This is a genomic window from Afipia dichlorophenoxyacetatis, from assembly GCF_055386385.1.
In genome coordinates this window covers 3,685,670-3,705,811 of sequence record NZ_AP029250.1, presented here as the reverse complement: position 1 = coordinate 3,705,811, position 20,142 = coordinate 3,685,670, and the positions used below count along the sequence as shown (strand labels likewise).

Genomic DNA, 20,142 nt, shown 5'->3' with positions numbered 1-20,142 from the left:
GGTATGGCGTCAACGTTGTCTGAAGAACTGCGCCTTGCGGCGTTGGCCTATCACCGCAATCCTCGTCCCGGAAAGCTGGAAATCGCGGCTATCAAGCCGCTTGCCAACCAGCGCGACCTCGCGCTGGCCTATTCGCCGGGCGTGGCCGCCGCCTGCGAGGCCATCGCGGCCGATCCGCAAGAGGCTGCGTCACTGACGGCCCGCTCCAATCTTGTTGCTGTTGTCAGTAACGGCACTGCCGTTCTGGGGCTGGGCAATATCGGACCGCTCGCTTCCAAACCGGTGATGGAAGGCAAGGCTGTTCTGTTCAAGAAGTTCGCCGGCATCGATGTGTTCGACATCGAGATCGCGGCCGACACCATTGCGCGAGTTGTGGAGACTGTCGCTGCGCTGGAGCCGACCTTCGGGGGCATCAACCTCGAGGACATCAAGGGACCGGAGTGCTTCGAGATCGAGGAGCAGCTCAAGGCGCGGATGAAGATCCCGGTCTTCCACGATGACCAGCACGGCACCGCTATCATTGTGTGCGCTGCGATCCGCAACGCATTAATTTTGAACGGCAAGAAGATTGAAGACGTCAAGATCGTGGCATCGGGCGCGGGCGCTGCCGCCATCGCCTGTCTCAATCTGCTGGTCTCGCTCGGTGCAAAGCGCGAGAACATCTGGGTCTGCGATATCGACGGACTTGTCTATGAGGGGCGCAATACGCTCATGGACAAGTGGAAGGCGGTCTATGCTCAGAAGACCGACAAGCGCGTGCTGGCCGATGTCATCGGCGGCGCGGATATCTTTCTCGGCGTTTCTGCGGCCGGCGTTCTGAAGCCGGAAATGGTCGCGCAAATGGCAGACAAGCCGCTGGTGATGGCCCTTGCGAACCCGACGCCTGAGATCATGCCGGATGAGGCGCGCAAGGTGCGCCCGGACGCGATGATCTGCACGGGCCGTTCGGACTTCCCCAATCAGGTGAACAACGTCCTTTGCTTCCCTTTCATTTTCCGCGGAGCTCTTGATGTCGGTGCCACCGCGATCAATGAGGACATGAAACGCGCTGCCGTTGACGCCCTGGCGCAACTGGCGCGCGATCCTCCGTCCGATGTCGTGGTTCGCTATGACACCGGTGAGACCCAGGGCTTTGGACCCGGCTCGCTCATTCCGAGCCCGTTCGACCCGCGGCTGATCCTGCGCGTCGCCCCGGCGGTCGCGAAGGCCGCGATGGAGTCCGGTGTCGCCACCCGGCCGATCGCGGATTTTGACGCCTACACCGAGCAGCTTGATCGCTTCGCGTTCCGCTCCGGCCTTGTGATGAAGCCGGTGTTCGCCAAGGCCAAGACCCAGCCTGTCCGGGTCATCTATGCCGAAGGTGAGGACGAGCGCGTGCTGCGCGCAGTTCAAGTCGTGCTTGAAGAAAACGTGGCCCGGCCGATTCTGGTGGGCCGTCCGTCTGTCGTGGCTTCCCGGATCCAGCGCTTCGGTTTGTCAATCAAGCCTGGACAGGATTTTGATCTGATTAACCCGGAAGACGATCCGCGTTACCGCTCTTATGTGCAGAGCTACATCGACGTGGCAGGCCGAAGCGGCATTACGCCCGATGCAGCGCGGACGCTGGTTCGCACCAATGCGACGGTGATCGCGGCGCTGGCCGTGGTTCGCGGTGAGGCGGATGCCATGCTTTGCGGCGTCGACGGGCGCTATATGAGCCATCTTCGCCGCATCCGCGAGATCATCGGGGTGTCCCCCGGCCTGGAAGACTTTTCGGCGTTGTCCTTGGTGATCACCAGCAAGGGTGCGTACTTCATTGCTGACACGCAGATCCGGCCCAATCCGACGGCAGAGGAATTGGCAGAGATGGCTGCGCTCGCCGCCGTCCATGTCCAGCGCTTCGGGGTGACGCCGAAGGTCGCGTTCCTCTCGCATTCGGATTTCGGCAGCTACGACACGGAATCTGCCCGCAAGATGCGCCGCGCGACCGAGTTGCTCGCGAAGGACCATCCTGAGATCGAAGCTGACGGCGAAATGCAGGGTGATTCGGCTCTGACCGAGCTATCGCGTCAGCTGGTGCTGCCGCATTCGCGCTTGGAGGGTTCGGCCAACATTCTGATCATGCCGAACCTCGATGCCGCCAACATAGGCTACCAGATGATCAAGGTTCTGGCGGGTGCGTTACCGGTGGGGCCGATCCTGATCGGTCCTGCACGGCCAGCACACATCCTGACGCCATCGGTCACCGCGCGCGGCATTCTCAACATGACCGCCGTTGCCGCCGTCGAAGCACAGGAACGCGCAGGGCGACAGCAGCCGACTCTGTTCGGTTGAGCATAAGTCCTGTATATCAGGACTGTACTCATCCCAACGAGGTCGGCCGATGTCCGCTTTTGTCTCCCTCGGACGTGTTTTATTTGTCGTCTTGTTTGTATTTTCCGGGGCTTCCAAACTTTTCGACATCGCGTCGACGACCCAGGCCATCACTGAGAAGGTAGCCATTCCTTCCATGCTGGCACCTTACGCAACGCAGCTTGAGGCGATGGCGGGGATGCCGACTGCGCAGATCCTTGCCATTCTTGCCGGTGTCGTCGAGGTCGTCTGCGGATTGATGATCGCGCTCAATTTGGGGGCGCGGTTCTTCGCCATCATCTTGGTGCTGTTCGTCGCTGTAACGACGTTCTACTTCCACAATTTCTGGGACATGACTGGTGCCGATCGCATCAACAACATGATTCATGCCCTGAAGAATCTGTCGCTGATCGGAGGCCTGCTCATCATCGCTGGCTATCCGCGGAATGCGGCAGTGATGGAAAAGGACAGTTATTCAAGAGTCTCTGACACTCAGTACTGAGGGATTGCTATTGAGCGGCATAATGCTGCACTTTGTTCGCGCGGCGTACGAGATCTCAACTTAAGCGGGTGATGCTGAGCGTCGCGCGCGTTTATAAATTTCGTATAAATTTACCATTCAAATTTAAGTTATGTAGTCAGGCAATCTGGGGGAAGACATGCTTGACCGCGTGAGTGTCACGACGCTTTTGAAATCTGTCATTGCTGTTATGGCAGCATGCGTCATCATTCTGCTTGCAACATCGGCGTGGCAATCATGGACCACGCTTGATGCGACTAGCCGCATCTCCACGATTGCGGATGCATCGGGGCAGGCCTTCAAGGCCATGCACAATCTGCGGACCGATCGGTCCTCAGCCGTTCGCGCTTTGAATGCGGACGTGCCGCTCGCCGCTGACGGCGAAAAGTATTTGCGGAGCATTCAGGACGCCCAAATGCCAGCGCTGCGGGCTGCGATCGAGATTCTCGGATTGTTCGATTTTCCTGAAAAGAGCGTGTTGCTACCGGAGTTGTCCCGACTGAACGATACCCTGATCTCCCTGCAGAAGGAGTTATGGGACGCTGTGAGCAAGCCGAAGGCGTCACGCCGTGCAGGCCTTGTGAAGGAATACTCGGACGCAACGACCGCTGTCATCACCGTGCTGGACAAGATTTCGAACCAGCTGACTGCATTGGTCAATCACGCCAATCCCGTTGTCGACCAGTTGCTGTCGATCAAGCAGATGGCCTGGATTCTGCGCAACACTGCCGGTGACGCCTCCGTGCTTGTCTCGAATGGTCTCGCGGTGGGAAAGGTTTCGGGCGACGCCCAGTCGAATTACACGAAGTTCGTCGGCGGAATGGACGCAGCATGGTCTGCCCTCGAGAGTTCGGCAGCCGGAATGAAGCTGCCTCCTGTCCTGGAGAGTGCGATTGCAGCTGCTAAAACAGCTTATTTCGACCCGCAGTACATGTCACTGCGCGACAGGCTGATGTTTGCCTTGTCGACCGGCGAGAAGCCAGAAATGACGGCCACGAATTGGGCGCCTTTGACTGTTGGTCGCATGGCGAGCGCGGTCGTTGTTGCGGAACAGGCCCTGGATGCAGCAAAGGAATACGGCAAGGAACTCCACCAAGCCTCATTGCGTGCGCTGGTTATCCAACTGATCCTGCTTTCCGGCGCTGTTGCCATGGCGGTGCTGAGCATCGTTGCGGTTAGCCGCCGTGTCATCAGGCCGCTGCAGTCCATTCAGGAAGCAATGCTGAAGGTCGCCGGCGGCGATCTTTCGGTCGAGGTTCCGTTTGCGCAGCGCCGCGATGAAATCGGTGCATTGGCGGGGGCGCTGGAGACCTTCAAGCAGAACGCTGTTGAAAAAGAGCAGATCGAGGCGGATCAACGCACGCGCAATGCACGCGGCGCGTCTCGTCAGCAGGCCATCGAAACGCATATCGCGACCTTCGAACAGCAGATCGGCGAGGTGCTCGACGCCTTCAGCGAGGCGTCGGACCAGATGCGACAGACCTCGGAAGGAATGTCCGCCATCTCGATGCAGACCAATAGCCAGGTGCGTCAGGCGGCGAAAGCGTCCGGCGATGCCTCCGCCAACGTGCAAAGCGTGGCGGTTGCGGCTGAAGAGCTCAGTGCATCCATCAATGACATCAGCCGTCAGGTGTCTCATGCCGCAAACATTGCGGGACGGGCGGTCGATCAGGCTCGCCAGACCGATGCCACGGTTCAAGGCCTCTCGGAAACCGCAAGCCGCATCGGCGATGTGGTCAGCCTGATCAACGACATTGCAGGCCAGACCAACCTGCTGGCCCTCAACGCCACCATCGAGGCTGCACGCGCCGGTGAGGCGGGCAAGGGATTTGCCGTCGTCGCGTCCGAGGTGAAGTCACTTGCGAGCCAGACCGCGAAAGCGACGGAGGAAATTTCCCAGCAGATCTCTGCTGTCCAGAAAGTTGCTCAGGACGCGATGGACGCGATCAAGGGTATTGGCGGAACGATCTCTGAAGTCAGCGAGGTTGCGACAGCGATTGCGGCGGCTGTTGAAGAGCAGGGCGCTGCGACGCAGGAAATCACCCGGAATACCCAGCAGGCAGCGCAGGGCACGATGGATGTCTCCAACAACATCGCGGGCGTCACTGAGGGCGCTGACGCCACCGGAACATCCGCTCAAAACGTCAAGGATGCAGCCGAGGCGCTTGGAGAGCAGGCGCAACACCTGCGGGGCCAGGTCAACCAGTTCCTTGGGAATATCCGGGCGGCGTGAGCGTTTTCGAGCGAAGTGGCTACCTAGTGGTCCGATTCTAACGTTCGTATCCCGTCTCGGTAGGCACTTTTGCGAACGTTAGAATCAAAGGACCACTAGCAAATATAATTTGAGTGGAGCTTACGGATTTGACGTTCGCATCACGAATTCGCGGCAAGCCGGTGCGAACGTCAAATCCGCTCCACTCGTTCGCGTGAAGAAAACGCGTCAAACTAAAAATTGAGAGCTTCGGTTTTGATTCCGAAGCTCTAACTCCGGCTCCAGGCGGTCACGTCGACCTTGCTCACCGCGTCGAGCAGTCGCGTTTCCGTTGGCTTGAGGCCGTGTGATTCCAGGATCGCTTCTGGCGATCGCTCGGGAATCCCGGGAAACGCTCCGATCCCGTCCGGAATCGTCACGCCATGGGCTTGCGACAGCCAAAACGTGTCGTAGCGATCCATGAACATACCGAACACCACCGGGCCGCCGATGATCGCGGCGGTCCCCGAGGTCACGCCGGCTTGACGGCAAGCGTCTTCGAACGTTGCCCGCGCCGGATTCCATAACGTTGCCTTGGGATTTTCTGGATCGGAGGCTAGCGCGCTGACTGATCGTGTGAGGATGATGCGCGTCCTTTGCGGCGATCGTTCCTGGTCTTCAAACGAATTCCTGCCGTGAACGATGAGATCGGCACGGTCGAGCGCATTCTCGAAGAATTTCTGATCTGCCTCGAACTTCAAGGAAGACGGCATAACCCGATTTTTGTCCGCCAACATGCCGTTGGCGGATACAATGACACAGCCTTCAATTCGCATGAGATATTGTTTGTCTTGTCCTTGAGCTTCCTGGCTATTTGCCATTACTCGGAAATGGTCTGCACCACACTGTTGAGCGGGCGAGTGCTGACGGTCGGCAATTTGACGTTCTTGGTTACTTCCTCATCGTACTGCGCAATGGTTTGTACCGGTGCTTTGGCTTTGACTTGTACGACCTTGTAGCCCCCGGCCTTGAGCCGCTTCATGAGTTCCGGCAGTGCTTCCGCAGTGTGCTTCTGGAAATCATGCATTAGCACGATACCCTTGCCGTTTTTGTCGAGTTTCGTCATCACCGTGTCGACGATCTTTTCCGCCTTGCTGGCCTTGAAATCGAACGAGTCGAGATCGCATGACCAGATGGCGATGTTGCGCTCGCCGAGATAGGTCACCATCGCGGGCGGATGCTGGAGGGCGGGGAAGCGGAAGAACGGCGAGGGCGCACTGCCGAGAGCCCACTTGACCGCGCTGAAGCCCTTCTCGATTTCTTCCTTTTGTTGAGCTTCCGTCAGCTTCTTGTTGTTGAGATTAGCATGGGACCACGTGTGTGACCCGACGGTGTGACCCTGTTCGACAACCTGCTTGAGAATTTCGGGATAGTAGGTCGCGTGCTTTCCAATGGGAAAGAAGATCGCCTTGGTGCACTCGTCAGCCAGGGTTTTCAGGACGGACGGTGTGTTGACCGGCCACGGACCATCGTCGAACGTCAGCACCACTTCCTTGTCGCGCAGGAAGTCCAGTTGCTTGAAGTGCTCGAAGCCGAAGCCGGGACCGCCGGTGGTATCGATCGCAACGACGCGCGAGACGCCAATGGCATTTGGATTGGCGCAATTGGCTTTCGCCGCAGTGGGAGCAGGAGGTGGGGTTGGTGTGGCTGCCGGAGCGGCTGGAGCAGGCGTCGCTGCTTTCTGAGCGGCTTGTGCCGGACGTGGAATAAGTGACTGCGACCAAGCGCTGCTGAACGCACAAACTGTTGCGATGGTTGCGACAATGACACTAGCCTTGATGCGCATGGCATCCCCCTCGACGTTGGTCAGTCATCAGGTAAGCGGTGGGAGCCGCTACCCCCGGAGACTCAAAGCCTAGTCGCACATCGTTCAATCCGCCAATGGCTTTTGACAGCTGAACACAGCTTCGAGGCTAGTGGAGTGGATTATTCGCTAGCCCGGAGAACCGGACCACTAGGACGGAACAATCAGGCGGTCAGGGAGCGGGCAATGGCGGTAGCGACACGCGTATCCGTCGGTTCGATCCGCGATGAGAATGCGTCTGCGATGTATCCGTCGCGCCCGACGAGGTATTTGTGGAAGTTCCAGCTCGGCAGATCTGCCGGCCGTTCCACTGCTGCCCATTTGTAGAAGGGGTGGGCATTGGGTCCTTTCACGCTGGTCTTGGCCGTGATTGGAAAGGTGACGTGATAGGTATGCTCGGCGGTTTCCGTGATTTCCGTGGTCCCACCGGGTTCCTGACCGCCGAAGTCGTTGGACGGGACGCCGATGATCATCAATCCGCGGCCGTGGAACTGGGACCAAAGCTGCTGCAGTCCCGCATATTGCGGGGTGAAGCCACACAGCGAAGCGGTATTGACCACGAGTATCGGCTTACCTGCATAGTCCGCCAGGCGGATATCGCCGCCTTTGAGCCCCTGAAACGAAAAACCATAGGCGGTGATGCGGCTCATGGCAGGCTGTGCGTGGAGTGGGTGCGCGACAATTGACGAAGCGGCTGCTGAAACCACCGTCCCGATCATCTGCCTGCGATTGATCATGGTCCGCTCCCGCCTGACGTCGCGTGTTGTCGGCGCAGATTAACCCACTGCTTTCGGAGCTGTCTTCAACAGCGCGTTACGGACGCTTCGGCGGCAGGTCGCACCACGGCATCGGCAATTCGGGCTCATAGTCTTGATTCCAATCGCAGATGTATTCGGGACCACTGCGCTTCATGACGTGCTTGATCGGTTCGGCCTGGCTGACGGCCACATGGGCGACGATCAGCGCGGCGCCGATCGGATAGGCCCACTTGGCAAATCGCAGATGGCTGAGACGATCGAGCAGCACCGTTCCCGCGATAATGATCAGCGGGTCGGTAAACATGAAATATTCAGCCTTCAGTCCGCGGCGGATGCCGAGGGCGTCAATCCCGATTGCGGCCAACAGCAGGATCGAAGCCTGCAGAGCGACCTGACGTTCGCCTTTGAACAACGCATAGACAATGCCGGGTGCGATCAGCCACGTCAGAAAGACTGTCGGACGAGGCGATGAGAACAATATGAATGAATAGCGCTTCAGAACTGAAATGACGCCGTCAAGCAACAGACTGATCGCCGCAAATGCCTTGCCACCGTCAACCGCTGTTGTGGCCGGCGCATCGGCAAACACCAGCATCTTCTCGATGGGATTGATCACTGCGACGAGGTTTTGAGGATCGTACTGAATGTAGAGCGCGAGCAGGCCGAACGAGGCGCCTGCGAGGACCGCAAACATGCTTGCCAGCGTCTCGGAAACGCTGACCCGCCACCAGGCTGCGTAAGCGAGCATGCCGAGGCCAATCCAGACCGCCAGCGCAAGCTGGTAGACACCGAACATGCCGCCGATAATCGGATGAAGTCGGGCGACCGCTATAGCCGCGGGATCGAGGCCGGCATGGATCAGCGGGTATGCCAGATAGAACAGCGCGCCAGCGGCGACGGCCGCGGCAGCTGCCGCGAGCCAGCCGCGCGTTGAGTTGTCCCAGAATGAGGTGCTCGTGCTGGTCTGTGAGCCAAACGGCAAAAGCATCACGGGAAGAGCAGCGATCAGCAGGATCGCCTGCACTTTATTTTCCATCCCCAGCACGCACAGAGCTGCTGCGGCAGCTATTGCCAGTGGCCGCCATGACGTGGCTCGCCGGCCGACAATGATCAGGATCATGAAAGCAAAGATGAACAGAGAGCCCGCGATCAATTCACTGCGCAGGATTCTCATGTGGACGGCGATGCCGCCCGAAAACGCAAAGGCAAATGTCGAGAGCAGTGCAACGCGCCAGTCACGCACCAGAGGCTTGGCAAGGGCTGCGTAAGCCAGGACGAAGACGCTGGTCGTCAGCCACGCGACGACGCGCCCCGCGCGGATGGCGCTGGTCATTGCGGCGTCGAACGCCGGAAGATTCAATGCGGACGGAATCGATGAGAGTTTCCATGCGTCGAGCAGGCCCAGCGCATGCATGAGCTGGAACCAGACCTTCACGGACAGGATCGTGAAATACGAGGGATGATCGAAAAAGGCCTGGGGCTTGCCGTCGTTCAACACCAGCGCGTTGTAAACGATCATGAAGTCCATATCGGCGTTACGCCAATAGATCACGAAGTAGCCAGCCAGGAAGAACGAGGCAGCGAGGCAGCCCAGAATAACCGCGATACCGCCGGTCCATCCAAACGGCGTCAACCGCTTGAATGCGTCCGGCCGTGTTTCTTGAGCGGGGGTAACCTCCGCCGGCGAGGGAACTTTTGCGGATATGTTCATGTTCGTTGGGTTCTAGCCCAACGATCCGGGAGAAGCCAAGAGAAGCCAACCGGATCTGGCGACCTTTTATCGCAGCGGAACGATGAAATCGGTCCCGCGGCCGGTTTCTTGGCCAAGGCCCTGATCCGAGACGACCAGAGATCCGCCGGGAGCCAGGGCAGCCGCGATGCGTTCCATGGCTTCTGGCGGAATGGTCAACCGATCCAGCGCTTCACCCGGCGAGGAGGCCGGGGGCGAGCTCTCATGAGCCGCCACGGCATTCTTCCGGCGGCGCAGGGGTTCGTCTTCGGAACGCCCTGCTGCTCTGGCGGGCATCGATACAACGGTCCAGCGGAACGCGTTAACGTCGCCGCCGTCGGCGCGAGCGGTAAACACATGGGTGCCGAGCGGACGGTCTGCAGCCGCGATCGTCACGGGTACCTCGAACAGCGGCTCAAAGTTCTGCCTTACGTAGAGCTTGCCTTCCTTGCGGCTGACATAGGCTGCAATGTGTCCGGTGCGCGGTTTAACCGGGCCGATGAATTCTGCCGAGCCCTCGCGCGGCGGAATTGTGTTCACGACAGCTGGCGTCTTGTCTGCGTCTGTTGCGCGAGACGGATCTTTGTCGGCTGTGGTCTCCGCGGTCTTCGGCTCTGCAGCCGCTGTCTTTGCTGCAACCGATCCATCGATTGGCGCCTGCGTCGCATTGTCCGTTGGCGCGCTAGTGTTTTGAATCGTGGGGGCGCCTGCCACTGCATCGGACTTCTGCAGCAAGGCACCGCTGGCGTCGGCTGTGCGAATCTCATCGTGCTTGTCGGAAATCGGTGAAAGTCTCAGGTCGACCGTTTCGGAAGCGTGCGGCAGCGAGTTGGTGTCATTGGCGACGGTCGATTTGTCGGACTTGGTGTCGGCCGCAATTTCAACCCCTTGCGGGGCAGCCGCAGCAGTGGGCGCCACGGTAGTTGTCGGCTTTCGCGCAACGAGATTGGAATTCGAGATGTCGGCGGGCGACAAGTCTCCCGGCGCGATAATCACGCGCGCGCCCATGCGGGTCCAGCCCCACAGGCGCGTCGCAAAATTCATCGGCATGCGGATGCAGCCGTGTGACGCGGGATAGCCGGGAAGCACACCGGCATGGAGCGCGACGCCGGACCACGTGATGCGCTGCATGTAGGGCATTGGCGCATTACTGTAGATGTTCGAGCGGTGGTATTTGTTCTTTTGTATGATGCTGAACACGCCCATAGGCGTGGAGTGTCCAGCCATCCCGGTCGAGACCGGCGATTCAGCGAACAGGCCGTTTGCGTCGTAAATTTTGAGGTGCTGGTTTTCGATCGAGATGGTGATCACGATCGGGCCTTGCGGTTTCGGCGTGTTCTTTGGCGCGTCTGCGAGCTTGGGTGTGGCCCGCTTCTTGGGTATTGGCCGCGCGTGGTAATACTCCATCGGAGCCGGGGAGTCGTAGACGCCGCCGCCGTAGTAATCGCGTTGCGCGGGCCAATACACTTGGGCCTGCGCAGGGAGGCTGACGCCGATGGCGAGCGTTGCGGCCAGGCCCAGGGCCAATTTCATACGTGACGGCACGAGCCGTGCAAATGCGACCGGTTCTTGCTGTCTGGTCGGGAAGGCTGGCCAATTGTCGTGCACGCCCGGTATCCTCGATTGATTCCCGATTATGAGTGTCGCAGACAGATAAAATGTTCACCAGTCAAAGGCGCCAATTTGACGCTCCGGGCCAGCTTTTGCCACAAACCCTAGTTCGCAAGCCCTGACGGCCGCTTAACGGGGCTGGTCCTTACAAGTCACAATTACGTGCCTTCCAACATTTACCAGCGCCCCCCACATATCGGTTACAGGCCTGAGTCCTGGTCTGACGTTCCCCTGTTGGAGATATCGATGACTGTCCGTAAGACCCGCTTTTCGGTCCTATCCTTCGCGTGCTGGGCGCTGATCGCCGCGACCTTTGCCGGATTTGTGGCGTCGCCTGTCCGGGCAGGGGATGAACCGGATTTGATCTTCCGGCGGTCCACAGTTTTCAAGCTGCTAAGCCCGGACGACAAGCTCGCGACCTATGGCCTTGATGACCCGGATATCGAGGGAGTGGCCTGCCACTTCACGGTCCCCGAAAAGGGCGGCTACAAAGGCTGGCTGGGGCTTGCCGAGCAGGTCTCGGACATCTCGCTATCCTGCCGGCAGATCGGTCCTATCCGCTTCAAGGGAAAGCTGGGACAAGGGGACGATATGTTCCGGCAGCGGCGCTCGCTGTTCTTCAAGAGAATGCAGATCGTCCGTGGCTGCGACGCCAAGCGAAATGTGCTGGTCTACATGGTCTATTCGGACAAGCTGATCGACGGCTCGCCGAAGAACTCAACGTCTTCTGTCCCGCTTATGCCATGGGGCGCTAACGACGCCGTGCAGAAGTGCGGTGACTATATTTCGGGATAAGCCGACATCTGCGAGGTGCGGGATCCCGCGATCCGCGCGCCTCGCCACGAAGAAAATTTGGAACAGACTATCGCTGGTTAAGCTGTCCTGCTTTTGAGGGCGCCAACGATAGCGGTGAGAATGGCGCCAGCGACACCTCCGCCAGCTGCTTGGCCGATGATAGCGCCTATATCCGGCGTCGATGCGGTATTAGCCAGCATGGGAATGAGCATTCCCAAAATCTGACCGCCCACACCGCCACCGATTGCACCCGCGATGGTGTTTCCCACTGTACCAAGGTCGATATTCTTTGCGGCGCCTCCCGCAACGTTTCCGCCGATCGCGCCGCCGATAATCTGAACAATCAGATTGATAAGTAAGCCCGACATGACTTCGTCTCCCGGTCCGGTGTTCATCCGTCAACGGGCGCCGGACTCGCCGCGCGCTTTTATTGTAGGCGGAAGCGACACATCGTCACGCTGCATATGCGAATAGCGGCTTAGAAAAGCCGGGCAACAACTCAATAAATTATCTTGTGAAATTTCGAATCAACCGTTTCTGCGAGAAAAACAAGCTTTTGTCTTGAACGTCAGACTAAGCCGTCACGACTACCGAATATCCATCATGGAGATCATCCCATGCGTGTTTTTGGTGTTGTTCTGACCGTTGTCTTCTGCCTCGCGGGGCCGCTGCACTCGCGGCATCACAGTGATTTGCCGGGCATTGGGACGTTCGATTATAGCGGTCCTCCGATTGTAGACGTACAGTAGGAAGCCGTCCCACTGCCGTACGCAGTATTCGCACGTGCGTGGCTGGTATCAGCTAAAAAGTCTGCCAGAGGAGAGCTTGCGTTCGTCGGTGGTTTGATCGACGCTTCCCGAACAACGACATAATAGGAACCGGGAAGATGCGACTGAAGGACAAGGTTGCCCTTGTAACAGGCGGAGCCTCAGGTTTTGGTGCGGCGATTGCGCGTCACTTCGTGGATGAAGGCGCGAAGGTGGTGATCCTCGATCTGAATGGCGAAGGTGCGGCACGCGTTGCGGCGAACACCGGAGGCGCTGTGGCGGTGGCGGGTGATGTCACGAAACGTGCCGATATCGACAAAGCGGTTGCGACCGCGGTGGATAAATTCGGTAAACTGGACATCGTGGTCAACAATGCCGGCTGGTCTTTCCGCAACAAGCCGATGATGGAAGTGACTGAAGAGGAGTTCGACCGCGTCTTCGCCATCAACGTCAAATCGATCTTTCACATGACCAATGCCACGGTGCCGCTGATGCGCAAGCAGGGCGGCGGCTGCATCATTAATATCGGTTCGACTGGCGGCATTCGTCCGCGTCCAGGTCTGACCTGGTACAATGGTTCAAAGGGCGCCGTGAACCTGCTGTCGAGCGCGATGGCCGCGGAGCTTGCACCCGACAAAATTCGCGTCAATTGCATCGCACCGGTGATGGGCGAGACGGCCTTGCTCGAAACCTTCATGGGCGTTCCGGATACACCGGAAAATCGGGCCAAGTTCATCGCAACCATTCCGCTTGGACGCATGTCGCAGCCCGACGATATCGCGAAGGCCTGTGTCTATCTCGCGTCCGACGACGCGAGCTTCGTGACTGGTGTCGTATTGCCGGTCGATGGTGGCCGAACCGTCTGAAGAAATGCGACGCAATTAGCGTCGCATGGTCTTCCGGTCGGAGCATTTGCGGATGCGGGCCACCCCATTGGCCGTTAGCTTGACGCCGGTCACTTCCCTGATCTGTCCCGTGGGGCACGAACCGTCATCGACATAGACGTGCTGGCCGAGCCGCAGATTCTGGATGTCGGATTCCCGCATCACGATGTCCGCCGATGCCGGAACGGCCGACAGCAGGCTGACAAACAGTGCGACACAAACAGTCGTGCGATGGCTCATGGTGAAGCTCCGGAACACTAGTGCTGGATTGTGGAAGAGAACAGGTTGATCGTGCCGACACCGGTAATGATAAGGCCGAGGCCGATCATGGCCGGCGTGTCGAGCTTCTGACCAAACCAGACCAGGCCGACGAGAGTGATTAGGACGACGCCCAGTCCCGACCAGATAGCGTAGGCGATGCCGACCGGCATCCCGCGCAGGACTAGCGACAGGAAATAAAACGAGGCTGCATAACCGAGCGCTGTCAGGATCAGCGGCTTTGGCTTGGTGAATTGCTCCGAGGCCTGCAGCGCCGAGGTGCCGATCACCTCAAGGACGATGGCCACGATGAGATAAAAGAAGGTCATGCGCCATCGTATTCATTCGCCCCCGATTCTCAAAGGCACGAGAGCGTTAGCGGCTTGTTCCGTCATAAAGCTTCTGGGCTCTCGCGACATCGGCCATGTGGCGTTCCGCCCAGAGCCGTAAGCTGTCGACCGTCATTTCCAGCGTACGGCCGAGAGGGGTGATCGAATATTCCACGGTCACCGGAACTGTCGGTGTCACCTTCCGTTTCACGAGACCATCACGCTCCAGTCCCTTCAGGGTCTGTGACGCCATTTTCTGTGTCAGCCCGCCGACCTTGCGCCGAAGCTCGTTGAAGCGGTGCGGCCGCCCCGCCAGCAGGATCAGCAGCAGGACGGTCCATTTATCGGCAATGCGATCGAGGACGAGGCGGGTGGGGCAACCTTCCGCGTAGGGATCGAGCGGCCATTCCGCTCGGGAGCGCCGCGACGGTTTCCTGCGCGAAACCATGTTTCGCGAAAGTGCCTTCTTCACAACATCCCGTTTCGGAGGCATCTGGGATCCATTCGTTATCTGGTATCCATTGGATACTATCGTACAGAAAGAAACCAAGTATGAAAATCGCACTTATCGGCGCAACCGGCAATGTCGGCTCGGCCATCCTTGATGAATTGGTTCGGCGCGGACACGATGTCACCGCTATCGTTCGCCGTCCAGAGAAGGTGCCAGTCCTCAAAGGTGTCACAGCGCAAAAAGGCGATGTATTCGATCAGAATGATCTGGCTTCGCTCCTGAAGGGACATGATGTGGCGATCAGCTCCGTTCACTTCACAGCCAGTGATCCGGATGGTCTCGTTGCTTCCGTGAAAGCGTCCGGAGTGAAGCGATATCTCGTGGTGGGCGGCGCCGGCAGTCTTGAGACTGCGCCGGGTGTTACGCTGGTGTCGTCACCTGAATTCCCAGCCGAGTACAAGGCGGAAGCAACGAAGGGCGGTGAGTTTCTTGAGTTGCTGCGACGGCAGGACAATGTGAACTGGACGTTCCTGTCACCGTCCGCGCTGTTCTTCGACGGTCCTCGAACCGGACAATTCCGGCTCGGCAAAGATCAATTGCTGACGAATGGAAAGGGCAGCAGCATCTCGTTTGCGGACTACGCGATTGCCCTCGTCGATGAACTTGAGCGGCCTGTGCATATCCGCCAGCGCTTTACGGTCGGGTATTGATCTGTGGTGGCTCTGAGCGAGCGATGCTGGCGAGGGTATCAGGCTTAAGAACAAGCCGAGGAAGGCGACCAAACCTTTCCTCGGCTCCAGACCCCAAGCCAAAAGGGGTAACTCATGGCTTGGAAAGGGGATTGTAATATGCAGCCCGGACACGAAAGCCCGGGCTGCTAACGGCAGATACTTACGCTGCGGCCTTTGCGCCGGTCGGAACTTCGGAGATCGTCTTGAGGATCTGCGAAGCGATCTGGTAGGGGTCGCCCTGCGAGTTCGGGCGGCGATCTTCCAGATAGCCCTTGTAGTCATTGTTGATGAATGAGTGCGGCACGCGGATCGACGCGCCACGATCAGCAACGCCATAGCTGAACTTGTTCCACGGCGCGGTCTCGTGCTTGCCGGTCAGGCGCATGTGGTTGTCTGGACCGTAGACGGCAATGTGGGCGTCGAGGTTCTTTCCGAACTGCTTCATCAGCGCTTCGAAATAGTCCTTGCCGCCGACTTCGCGCATGTACTTGGTCGAGAAGTTGGCATGCATGCCCGAGCCGTTCCAATCGGTGTCGCCGAGCGGCTTGCAGTGCCACTCGATGTCGATGCCATACTTCTCAGTGAGGCGCAGCATCAGGTAGCGGGCAATCCACATTTCATCGGCAGCGCGCTTGGAGCCCTTTCCGAAAATCTGGAATTCCCACTGGCCCTTCGCGACTTCTGCGTTGATGCCTTCGTGGTTGATGCCGGCGGTGAGGCAGAGGTCGAGATGCTCTTCGACGATCTGACGGGCGATCGAGCCGACGTTCTTGTAGCCGACGCCGGTGTAGTAGGGGCCTTGCGGAGCGGGATAGCCGTTCTCGGGGAAGCCGAGCGGGCGGCCGTCTTCGTAGAAGAAGTATTCCTGCTCGAAACCAAACCATGCGCCCTCATCATCGAGGATCGTTGCACGGCTGTTTGACGCATGCGGGGTCTTGCCATCCGGCATCATGACTTCGCACATGACCAGAGCGCCATTGGTGCGAGCGCCATCAGGGAAAACTGCGACCGGCTTGAGTACGCAATCGGAGCTGCGGCCTTCGGCCTGCATGGTCGAGCTTCCGTCGAAGCCCCACAGCGGAAGCTGTTCGAGCGTCGGAAATGCGTCGAATTCCTTGATCTGCGTTTTCCCGCGAAGGTTCGGGACCGGGGTGTAGCCATCGAGCCAAATGTACTCGAGCTTGTACTTTGTCATTTCGATCTCTCGTAGGTTGACGATGCGTAGGGGCGAGACCCCCAAAGCTGGCCTGGCCACCCAGGGTGGTTGGCCGCCAACGGCCGCGGCTTAATAAGCATTTAACGTGCCAATTGGTGAGGTCAGATGCCGCAGGCTGGCGAAGGTGGATTCTAGGGTTCAGCTCTGGCCAGCGGGCGCCAGCCGGCCCTTGCTATGCGCCCATTTCTTCATCGGTGCAATTAGTTGCACGTTCTTTTGGCTTCTGTTGTCAACGAAGGCCCTTTCGGGAACTGTGGACGGTCGCACGCGTTTGATCCGACGACAGAATGCTGTGCGAAGACGCAAAAGATGAAATGCTGAAATTTTGTGCAATCGCTGCCCTATATGAGGCAAATCGCGCAAAAGCCAAGCGACTCCATATATAATGTCCAAGCGGCGTGTAAGCGAAGCGTCCGAGAGGAGACCGCAATGGCGACCAATGTTTCTCACGGGACCGCGAAGATTTACCAATTTCCAGTGCGAGGTCGAAAGACCGCTGGCGGTGCTCGCGAGCAAATTAAACCGGCCATCAATGATCCGAGAGTCGAGCCTACGTCATTCGGAAGTGGTTGGTACCACGAAGCTGCAATCGAAGAAGATAAGCGGCCTCCGCGCGAGCACTGACGCACGCAGATCTGCAAGTGCGATTGAATGGTATGAAAGGCTGAAGCAAAATGCTTCGGCCTTTTATGTCTGAGGATGCGATCTGCGATCAAACTCCGAAGATCGACCATCCTAACCGTTTCGTCAGCGCTTCCAGCGCCATCCGGCCGAGACGAGAATTGCCGTTGGCATCCAGCCCCGGCGACCACACGGCGATTGAAGCCTTGCCGGGTGCGATGGCCAGAATGCCGCCGCCGACGCCGCTTTTGCCGGGGAGACCGACACGGTAGGCGAATTCACCCGAGCCGTCGTAGTGGCCGCACATCAGCATGATTGCGTTGATGCGCCGCGCGCGTTCCGGCTGAACCACGGACAGTCCGGTTGATGGATTGCGGCCGGAATAAGCGAGATAGCGTCCCGCCATCGCAAGCTGCCGGCATGACATCGCAATCGCACAGTGATGGAAATAAACGCCCGCCGTGTATTCGACCGGATTTTCGATCACGCCGAACGACTTCATGTAATTGGCCAGCGCGATGTTACGAAATCCCGTGCGTTGTTCGGAGGCGGCAACAGCCTCGTCAATTGCGATCGATGAATCGGCGGCGAGGAATTGCATGAAGCGGAGGATCTCGCCGAGTGCTTCGCGCGGCTGATGTCCTGCGAGGATCTGGTCGGTGACCGCGATCGCACCAGCGTTGATGAAGGGATTGCGCGGAATACCGCGTTCGCGCTCAAGCTGGACAATAGAGTTGAAAGGGCTTCCCGATGGTTCGCGGCCAACGCGGCTCCACAACCGATCGCCGACCTTGCCGAGCGCAAGCGTCAGCGTAAAAACTTTCGAGATGCTCTGGATCGAGAACGGCGTTTCGCTGTCGCCGGCGGCTGCTACGTGTCCGTCTGCGTCGATAACCACAAGGCCAAAGGCATTGGCATCGACCCTCGCCAGTTCGGGGATGTAGCTCGCGACTTCGCCGCGATCGGTTCTTTGCGCCATCTCATCGGCGATTTCGCGAACGACTTGATCAAGGAGGGACGTGCTGCTGCTCATGAAATCGTATTTGTTTTCTCGGGCCAGGGACGGACGAGCCCTTCGTATGCGACAAACGTGCCAGTCCGTCTATGGACGTTGACGCATGCCGTGCGGCTGCGCTGTACTGAGGCCAATTTTTGCGCCGGAATGGACCCGAATAATGGATGCACTGAATACAGTGGAAATGCAGCGTCGCATTTTCGATGCCGTCGATGATGCTTTCGACCGGCAAATGGAAACAACCAAGCAGTTTTCTGCCATCCCAAGCACGCGCGGCGCGGAGGGTCCCTGTCAGGACATGATGCATGATCTGTTGCGAGATCGTGGCTACGAGGTCGATGACTGGCGCATCAATACGGACGAGCTGAAGGATTTGCGGGGCTACGGGCCCATTGAGCATGACTTTTCTCATGCGCGGACCGTTGTAGGAACTTATCGGCCCACGCGCGACGGAGGACGATCGCTGATCCTGCAGGGCCACTGCGATGTCGTCCCGGCTGGTCCCCTCGACATGTGGGATACGCCGCCATTCACGCCAACGATCAAGGATGGCTGGCTGCATGGGCGCGGCGCCGCGGACATGAAGTCAGGCACTATTGCCGCGCTATACGCGCTCGATGCTCTTCGCGCGGCGGGATTGAAGCCGACGGCGCGAATTCACTTCCAGTCGGTGATCGAGGAGGAGAGCACGGGTGTCGGGGCTCTCTCGACAATCCAGCGCGGCTATCGGGCCGACTGCTGCCTCATTCCAGAGCCGACCGACGCGAAACTGGTTCGCTCGCAGGTCGGAGTCATCTGGTTTCGCCTCAAGGTGCGCGGCAAACCCGCCCATGTGTTTGAAGCGGGCGTTGGCTCAAATGCCATCAAGGCGGCGACTTACCTGATCCAGGCGCTTGAGGAACTGGAGGAGGAGTGGAACAGGCGGGCCGCCACCGACAAGCATTTCAAGGCCGTCAAACACCCCATCAACCTCAATCCAGGCATCATCAAGGGCGGCGACTGGGCATCAAGCGTGCCCGCGTGGTGTGACATCGATTGCCGGATTGCAGTGCTGCCGGGGTGGTCGATTGCGGAGCACCAAGCGGAGATTGCGGCGTTCGTTGAAGCGGCTGCGAAGAAGCATCCATTCCTGGCGAAGAGCCCGCCCGGTATCGAATGGTCGGGCTTCTTGTCGGAAGGCTATGAGTTGACCGATGCCGAGGAATCCGAAGCCGTTCTTCGCAAGGCGCATGAGGCTGTCTACAGCAGTCCATTGAAAGAGTTGGCTTTCACGGCTTTGACCGATACGCGGTTTTACGGCCTGAATAGCAACATTCCGAGCCTGTGCATTGGCGCGAAGGCCGAAGCCATGCACGGTTTCAACGAGCGTGTAGAGGTCGAGTCACTGCGCAAGACCACACGCACGATCGCGCTGTTCGTGGCCGATTGGTGCGGCGTTGAGCCGATCTAGCCCGTGTCGTTCTTAATCCGTGTCTTCATCCATCGCATGAACTGCAGTGACTTTGATCGTCTGATCAGAACGAAGGGCGCCAGATGACACCGCTTGAGAAAATCAATTCATTGCCGATGCCATTTGCTCAGTTGATGGGCGTGACCTTCACGCATGCGGAGCCCGATAAGGTGATGGCAACCATGGTGGTCCGGGAGGATCTTTGTACCGTGGGCGACGCCATTCACGGCGGTGCGGTGATGGCGTTCGCGGATTCGGTTGGTGCTGCGGCGACCGTGATCAACCTGCCGCCTGACGCCAAGGGAACTACCACCCTTGAGAGCAAGACCAATTTCGTCGGAGCGGCCAGGGCAGGTAGCACGGTGACGGCAACAGCAACGCCCATCCACCTCGGCCGGCGAACCCATGTCTGGCAGACCCGGCTGGAGACCGGGGAGGGGCGGCTCGTGGCCATCGTCACACAGACGCAGATGATCTTGTGATAAATACGCTTTTTATAAAGGAAATTGCTCGAAATCGCGGCAATCGGGCCCAAATGGTCCGAGAACACCTGACTGTGAGGTCCCGCGACGTTGCGTGATTGCGCCGGAGTCGGGTACATCAACGCAACACCTTCAAGCC

General features: G+C 58.8%; 20 protein-coding genes. 9 read left to right on the top strand and 11 right to left on the bottom strand.

Annotated elements, in window-relative coordinates:
* Positions 1–3: 3 nt before the first annotated feature.
* The 3 genes from ACZ5C3_RS17370 to ACZ5C3_RS17360 all read left to right on the top strand — a co-directional run bounded on the left by ACZ5C3_RS17370 (position 4) and on the right by ACZ5C3_RS17360 (position 5,084).
* Complete coding sequence (locus tag ACZ5C3_RS17370) at positions 4–2,313, top strand: NADP-dependent malic enzyme (protein ID WP_464031601.1); 2,310 nt, start codon at positions 4–6, stop codon at positions 2,311–2,313.
* Positions 2,314–2,362: 49 nt separating this feature from the next.
* Positions 2,363–2,833: a DoxX family protein gene (locus ACZ5C3_RS17365; RefSeq protein ID WP_464031599.1), complete on the top strand. Its 471-nt coding sequence runs from the start codon at positions 2,363–2,365 to the stop codon at positions 2,831–2,833.
* Positions 2,834–2,990: 157 nt separating this feature from the next.
* Positions 2,991–5,084 (top strand): methyl-accepting chemotaxis protein, encoded by a 2,094-nt coding sequence (locus ACZ5C3_RS17360; RefSeq protein ID WP_464031598.1) that lies wholly within the window; start codon positions 2,991–2,993, stop codon positions 5,082–5,084.
* Positions 5,085–5,332: 248 nt separating this feature from the next.
* Here ACZ5C3_RS17360 and ACZ5C3_RS17355 read toward each other — a convergent pair whose 3' ends face one another.
* The 5 genes from ACZ5C3_RS17355 to ACZ5C3_RS17335 form a co-directional block, all read right to left on the bottom strand.
* Positions 5,333–5,878, bottom strand: coding sequence for a dihydrofolate reductase (locus ACZ5C3_RS17355; protein WP_464031596.1), 546 nt, complete (start codon positions 5,876–5,878; stop codon positions 5,333–5,335).
* Positions 5,879–5,922: 44 nt separating this feature from the next.
* Positions 5,923–6,888, bottom strand: a complete 966-nt coding sequence (locus ACZ5C3_RS17350; protein ID WP_464031595.1) for a polysaccharide deacetylase family protein — start codon at positions 6,886–6,888, stop codon at positions 5,923–5,925.
* A 182-nt stretch (positions 6,889–7,070) separates the two neighbouring features.
* Positions 7,071–7,643: a glutathione peroxidase gene (locus ACZ5C3_RS17345; protein ID WP_464031593.1), complete on the bottom strand. Its 573-nt coding sequence runs from the start codon at positions 7,641–7,643 to the stop codon at positions 7,071–7,073.
* A gap of 76 nt (positions 7,644–7,719) precedes the next feature.
* Entirely contained in the window at positions 7,720–9,375 is a 1,656-nt protein-coding gene (locus ACZ5C3_RS17340; RefSeq protein ID WP_464031592.1) for a hypothetical protein, read from the bottom strand.
* Positions 9,376–9,441: 66 nt separating this feature from the next.
* Positions 9,442–11,001 carry a L,D-transpeptidase gene (locus ACZ5C3_RS17335; RefSeq protein ID WP_464031590.1) on the bottom strand — a complete coding sequence of 520 codons (1,560 nt, stop codon included), beginning with the start codon at positions 10,999–11,001 and terminating at the stop codon, positions 9,442–9,444.
* Positions 11,002–11,250: 249 nt separating this feature from the next.
* Between ACZ5C3_RS17335 and ACZ5C3_RS17330 the strand changes: the two genes are divergently transcribed.
* A complete protein-coding gene (locus ACZ5C3_RS17330) occupies positions 11,251–11,799 on the top strand; it encodes a CreA family protein (RefSeq protein ID WP_464031588.1) in 549 nt (182 codons plus the stop codon).
* Between the two features lie 77 nt (positions 11,800–11,876).
* On the opposite strand, the gene ACZ5C3_RS17325 is transcribed toward ACZ5C3_RS17330, so the two are convergent.
* Entirely contained in the window at positions 11,877–12,167 is a 291-nt protein-coding gene (locus ACZ5C3_RS17325; protein ID WP_464031586.1) for a hypothetical protein, read from the bottom strand.
* Positions 12,168–12,685: 518 nt separating this feature from the next.
* Here ACZ5C3_RS17325 and ACZ5C3_RS17320 point away from each other — a divergent pair.
* Positions 12,686–13,432, top strand: a complete 747-nt coding sequence (locus ACZ5C3_RS17320; RefSeq protein ID WP_464031585.1) for an SDR family oxidoreductase — start codon at positions 12,686–12,688, stop codon at positions 13,430–13,432.
* Positions 13,433–13,447: 15 nt separating this feature from the next.
* Here ACZ5C3_RS17320 and ACZ5C3_RS17315 read toward each other — a convergent pair whose 3' ends face one another.
* The 3 genes from ACZ5C3_RS17315 to ACZ5C3_RS17305 are packed head-to-tail and all read right to left on the bottom strand — an operon-like array spanning position 13,448 to position 14,485.
* Positions 13,448–13,690: a DUF6719 family protein gene (locus tag ACZ5C3_RS17315; protein WP_464031584.1), complete on the bottom strand. Its 243-nt coding sequence runs from the start codon at positions 13,688–13,690 to the stop codon at positions 13,448–13,450.
* A 17-nt stretch (positions 13,691–13,707) separates the two neighbouring features.
* Complete coding sequence (locus ACZ5C3_RS17310) at positions 13,708–14,037, bottom strand: DMT family transporter (protein WP_464031583.1); 330 nt, start codon at positions 14,035–14,037, stop codon at positions 13,708–13,710.
* Positions 14,038–14,083: 46 nt separating this feature from the next.
* The gene (locus ACZ5C3_RS17305) at positions 14,084–14,485 is read right to left on the bottom strand and encodes a winged helix-turn-helix transcriptional regulator (protein WP_464038369.1); all 402 of its coding nucleotides are present in this window, start codon (positions 14,483–14,485) and stop codon (positions 14,084–14,086) included.
* A gap of 104 nt (positions 14,486–14,589) precedes the next feature.
* Between ACZ5C3_RS17305 and ACZ5C3_RS17300 the strand changes: the two genes are divergently transcribed.
* Positions 14,590–15,198 (top strand): NAD(P)-dependent oxidoreductase, encoded by a 609-nt coding sequence (locus ACZ5C3_RS17300; protein ID WP_464031581.1) that lies wholly within the window; start codon positions 14,590–14,592, stop codon positions 15,196–15,198.
* 181 nt (positions 15,199–15,379) lie between these two features.
* On the opposite strand, the gene ACZ5C3_RS17295 is transcribed toward ACZ5C3_RS17300, so the two are convergent.
* Positions 15,380–16,414, bottom strand: coding sequence for a glutamine synthetase beta-grasp domain-containing protein (locus tag ACZ5C3_RS17295; RefSeq protein WP_464031579.1), 1,035 nt, complete (start codon positions 16,412–16,414; stop codon positions 15,380–15,382).
* Positions 16,415–16,780: 366 nt separating this feature from the next.
* Between ACZ5C3_RS17295 and ACZ5C3_RS17290 the strand changes: the two genes are divergently transcribed.
* Positions 16,781–17,059 carry a DUF2735 domain-containing protein gene (locus tag ACZ5C3_RS17290; RefSeq protein WP_464038368.1) on the top strand — a complete coding sequence of 93 codons (279 nt, stop codon included), beginning with the start codon at positions 16,781–16,783 and terminating at the stop codon, positions 17,057–17,059.
* Between the two features lie 88 nt (positions 17,060–17,147).
* Here the strand turns inward: ACZ5C3_RS17290 and ACZ5C3_RS17285 are convergent, their stop codons facing one another.
* Entirely contained in the window at positions 17,148–18,089 is a 942-nt protein-coding gene (locus ACZ5C3_RS17285; protein WP_464031577.1) for a glutaminase, read from the bottom strand.
* A 142-nt stretch (positions 18,090–18,231) separates the two neighbouring features.
* Between ACZ5C3_RS17285 and ACZ5C3_RS17280 the strand changes: the two genes are divergently transcribed.
* Entirely contained in the window at positions 18,232–19,521 is a 1,290-nt protein-coding gene (locus tag ACZ5C3_RS17280) for an ArgE/DapE family deacylase (RefSeq protein WP_464031576.1), read from the top strand.
* An 83-nt stretch (positions 19,522–19,604) separates the two neighbouring features.
* Positions 19,605–20,003 carry a PaaI family thioesterase gene (locus ACZ5C3_RS17275; RefSeq protein WP_464044184.1) on the top strand — a complete coding sequence of 133 codons (399 nt, stop codon included), beginning with the start codon at positions 19,605–19,607 and terminating at the stop codon, positions 20,001–20,003.
* The last annotated feature ends 139 nt before the right edge of the window (positions 20,004–20,142 follow it).

What these genes read in the sequence shown, in the direction of transcription:
- ACZ5C3_RS17370 (WP_464031601.1), top strand. Translation starts at nt 4, where the DNA reads ATGGCGTCAACGTTGTCTGAAGAACTGCGCCTTGCGGCGTTGGCCTAT.
- ACZ5C3_RS17365 (WP_464031599.1), top strand. Translation starts at nt 2,363, where the DNA reads ATGTCCGCTTTTGTCTCCCTCGGACGTGTTTTATTTGTCGTCTTGTTT.
- ACZ5C3_RS17360 (WP_464031598.1), top strand. Translation starts at nt 2,991, where the DNA reads ATGCTTGACCGCGTGAGTGTCACGACGCTTTTGAAATCTGTCATTGCT.
- ACZ5C3_RS17355 (WP_464031596.1), bottom strand. Translation starts at nt 5,878, where the DNA reads ATGCGAATTGAAGGCTGTGTCATTGTATCCGCCAACGGCATGTTGGCG.
- ACZ5C3_RS17350 (WP_464031595.1), bottom strand. Translation starts at nt 6,888, where the DNA reads ATGCGCATCAAGGCTAGTGTCATTGTCGCAACCATCGCAACAGTTTGT.
- ACZ5C3_RS17345 (WP_464031593.1), bottom strand. Translation starts at nt 7,643, where the DNA reads ATGATCAATCGCAGGCAGATGATCGGGACGGTGGTTTCAGCAGCCGCT.
- ACZ5C3_RS17340 (WP_464031592.1), bottom strand. Translation starts at nt 9,375, where the DNA reads ATGAACATATCCGCAAAAGTTCCCTCGCCGGCGGAGGTTACCCCCGCT.
- ACZ5C3_RS17330 (WP_464031588.1), top strand. Translation starts at nt 11,251, where the DNA reads ATGACTGTCCGTAAGACCCGCTTTTCGGTCCTATCCTTCGCGTGCTGG.
- ACZ5C3_RS17325 (WP_464031586.1), bottom strand. Translation starts at nt 12,167, where the DNA reads ATGTCGGGCTTACTTATCAATCTGATTGTTCAGATTATCGGCGGCGCG.
- ACZ5C3_RS17320 (WP_464031585.1), top strand. Translation starts at nt 12,686, where the DNA reads ATGCGACTGAAGGACAAGGTTGCCCTTGTAACAGGCGGAGCCTCAGGT.
- ACZ5C3_RS17315 (WP_464031584.1), bottom strand. Translation starts at nt 13,690, where the DNA reads ATGAGCCATCGCACGACTGTTTGTGTCGCACTGTTTGTCAGCCTGCTG.
- ACZ5C3_RS17310 (WP_464031583.1), bottom strand. Translation starts at nt 14,037, where the DNA reads ATGACCTTCTTTTATCTCATCGTGGCCATCGTCCTTGAGGTGATCGGC.
- ACZ5C3_RS17305 (WP_464038369.1), bottom strand. Translation starts at nt 14,485, where the DNA reads ATGGTTTCGCGCAGGAAACCGTCGCGGCGCTCCCGAGCGGAATGGCCG.
- ACZ5C3_RS17300 (WP_464031581.1), top strand. Translation starts at nt 14,590, where the DNA reads ATGAAAATCGCACTTATCGGCGCAACCGGCAATGTCGGCTCGGCCATC.
- ACZ5C3_RS17295 (WP_464031579.1), bottom strand. Translation starts at nt 16,414, where the DNA reads ATGACAAAGTACAAGCTCGAGTACATTTGGCTCGATGGCTACACCCCG.
- ACZ5C3_RS17290 (WP_464038368.1), top strand. Translation starts at nt 16,781, where the DNA reads ATGAGGCAAATCGCGCAAAAGCCAAGCGACTCCATATATAATGTCCAA.
- ACZ5C3_RS17285 (WP_464031577.1), bottom strand. Translation starts at nt 18,089, where the DNA reads ATGAGCAGCAGCACGTCCCTCCTTGATCAAGTCGTTCGCGAAATCGCC.
- ACZ5C3_RS17280 (WP_464031576.1), top strand. Translation starts at nt 18,232, where the DNA reads ATGGATGCACTGAATACAGTGGAAATGCAGCGTCGCATTTTCGATGCC.
- ACZ5C3_RS17275 (WP_464044184.1), top strand. Translation starts at nt 19,605, where the DNA reads ATGACACCGCTTGAGAAAATCAATTCATTGCCGATGCCATTTGCTCAG.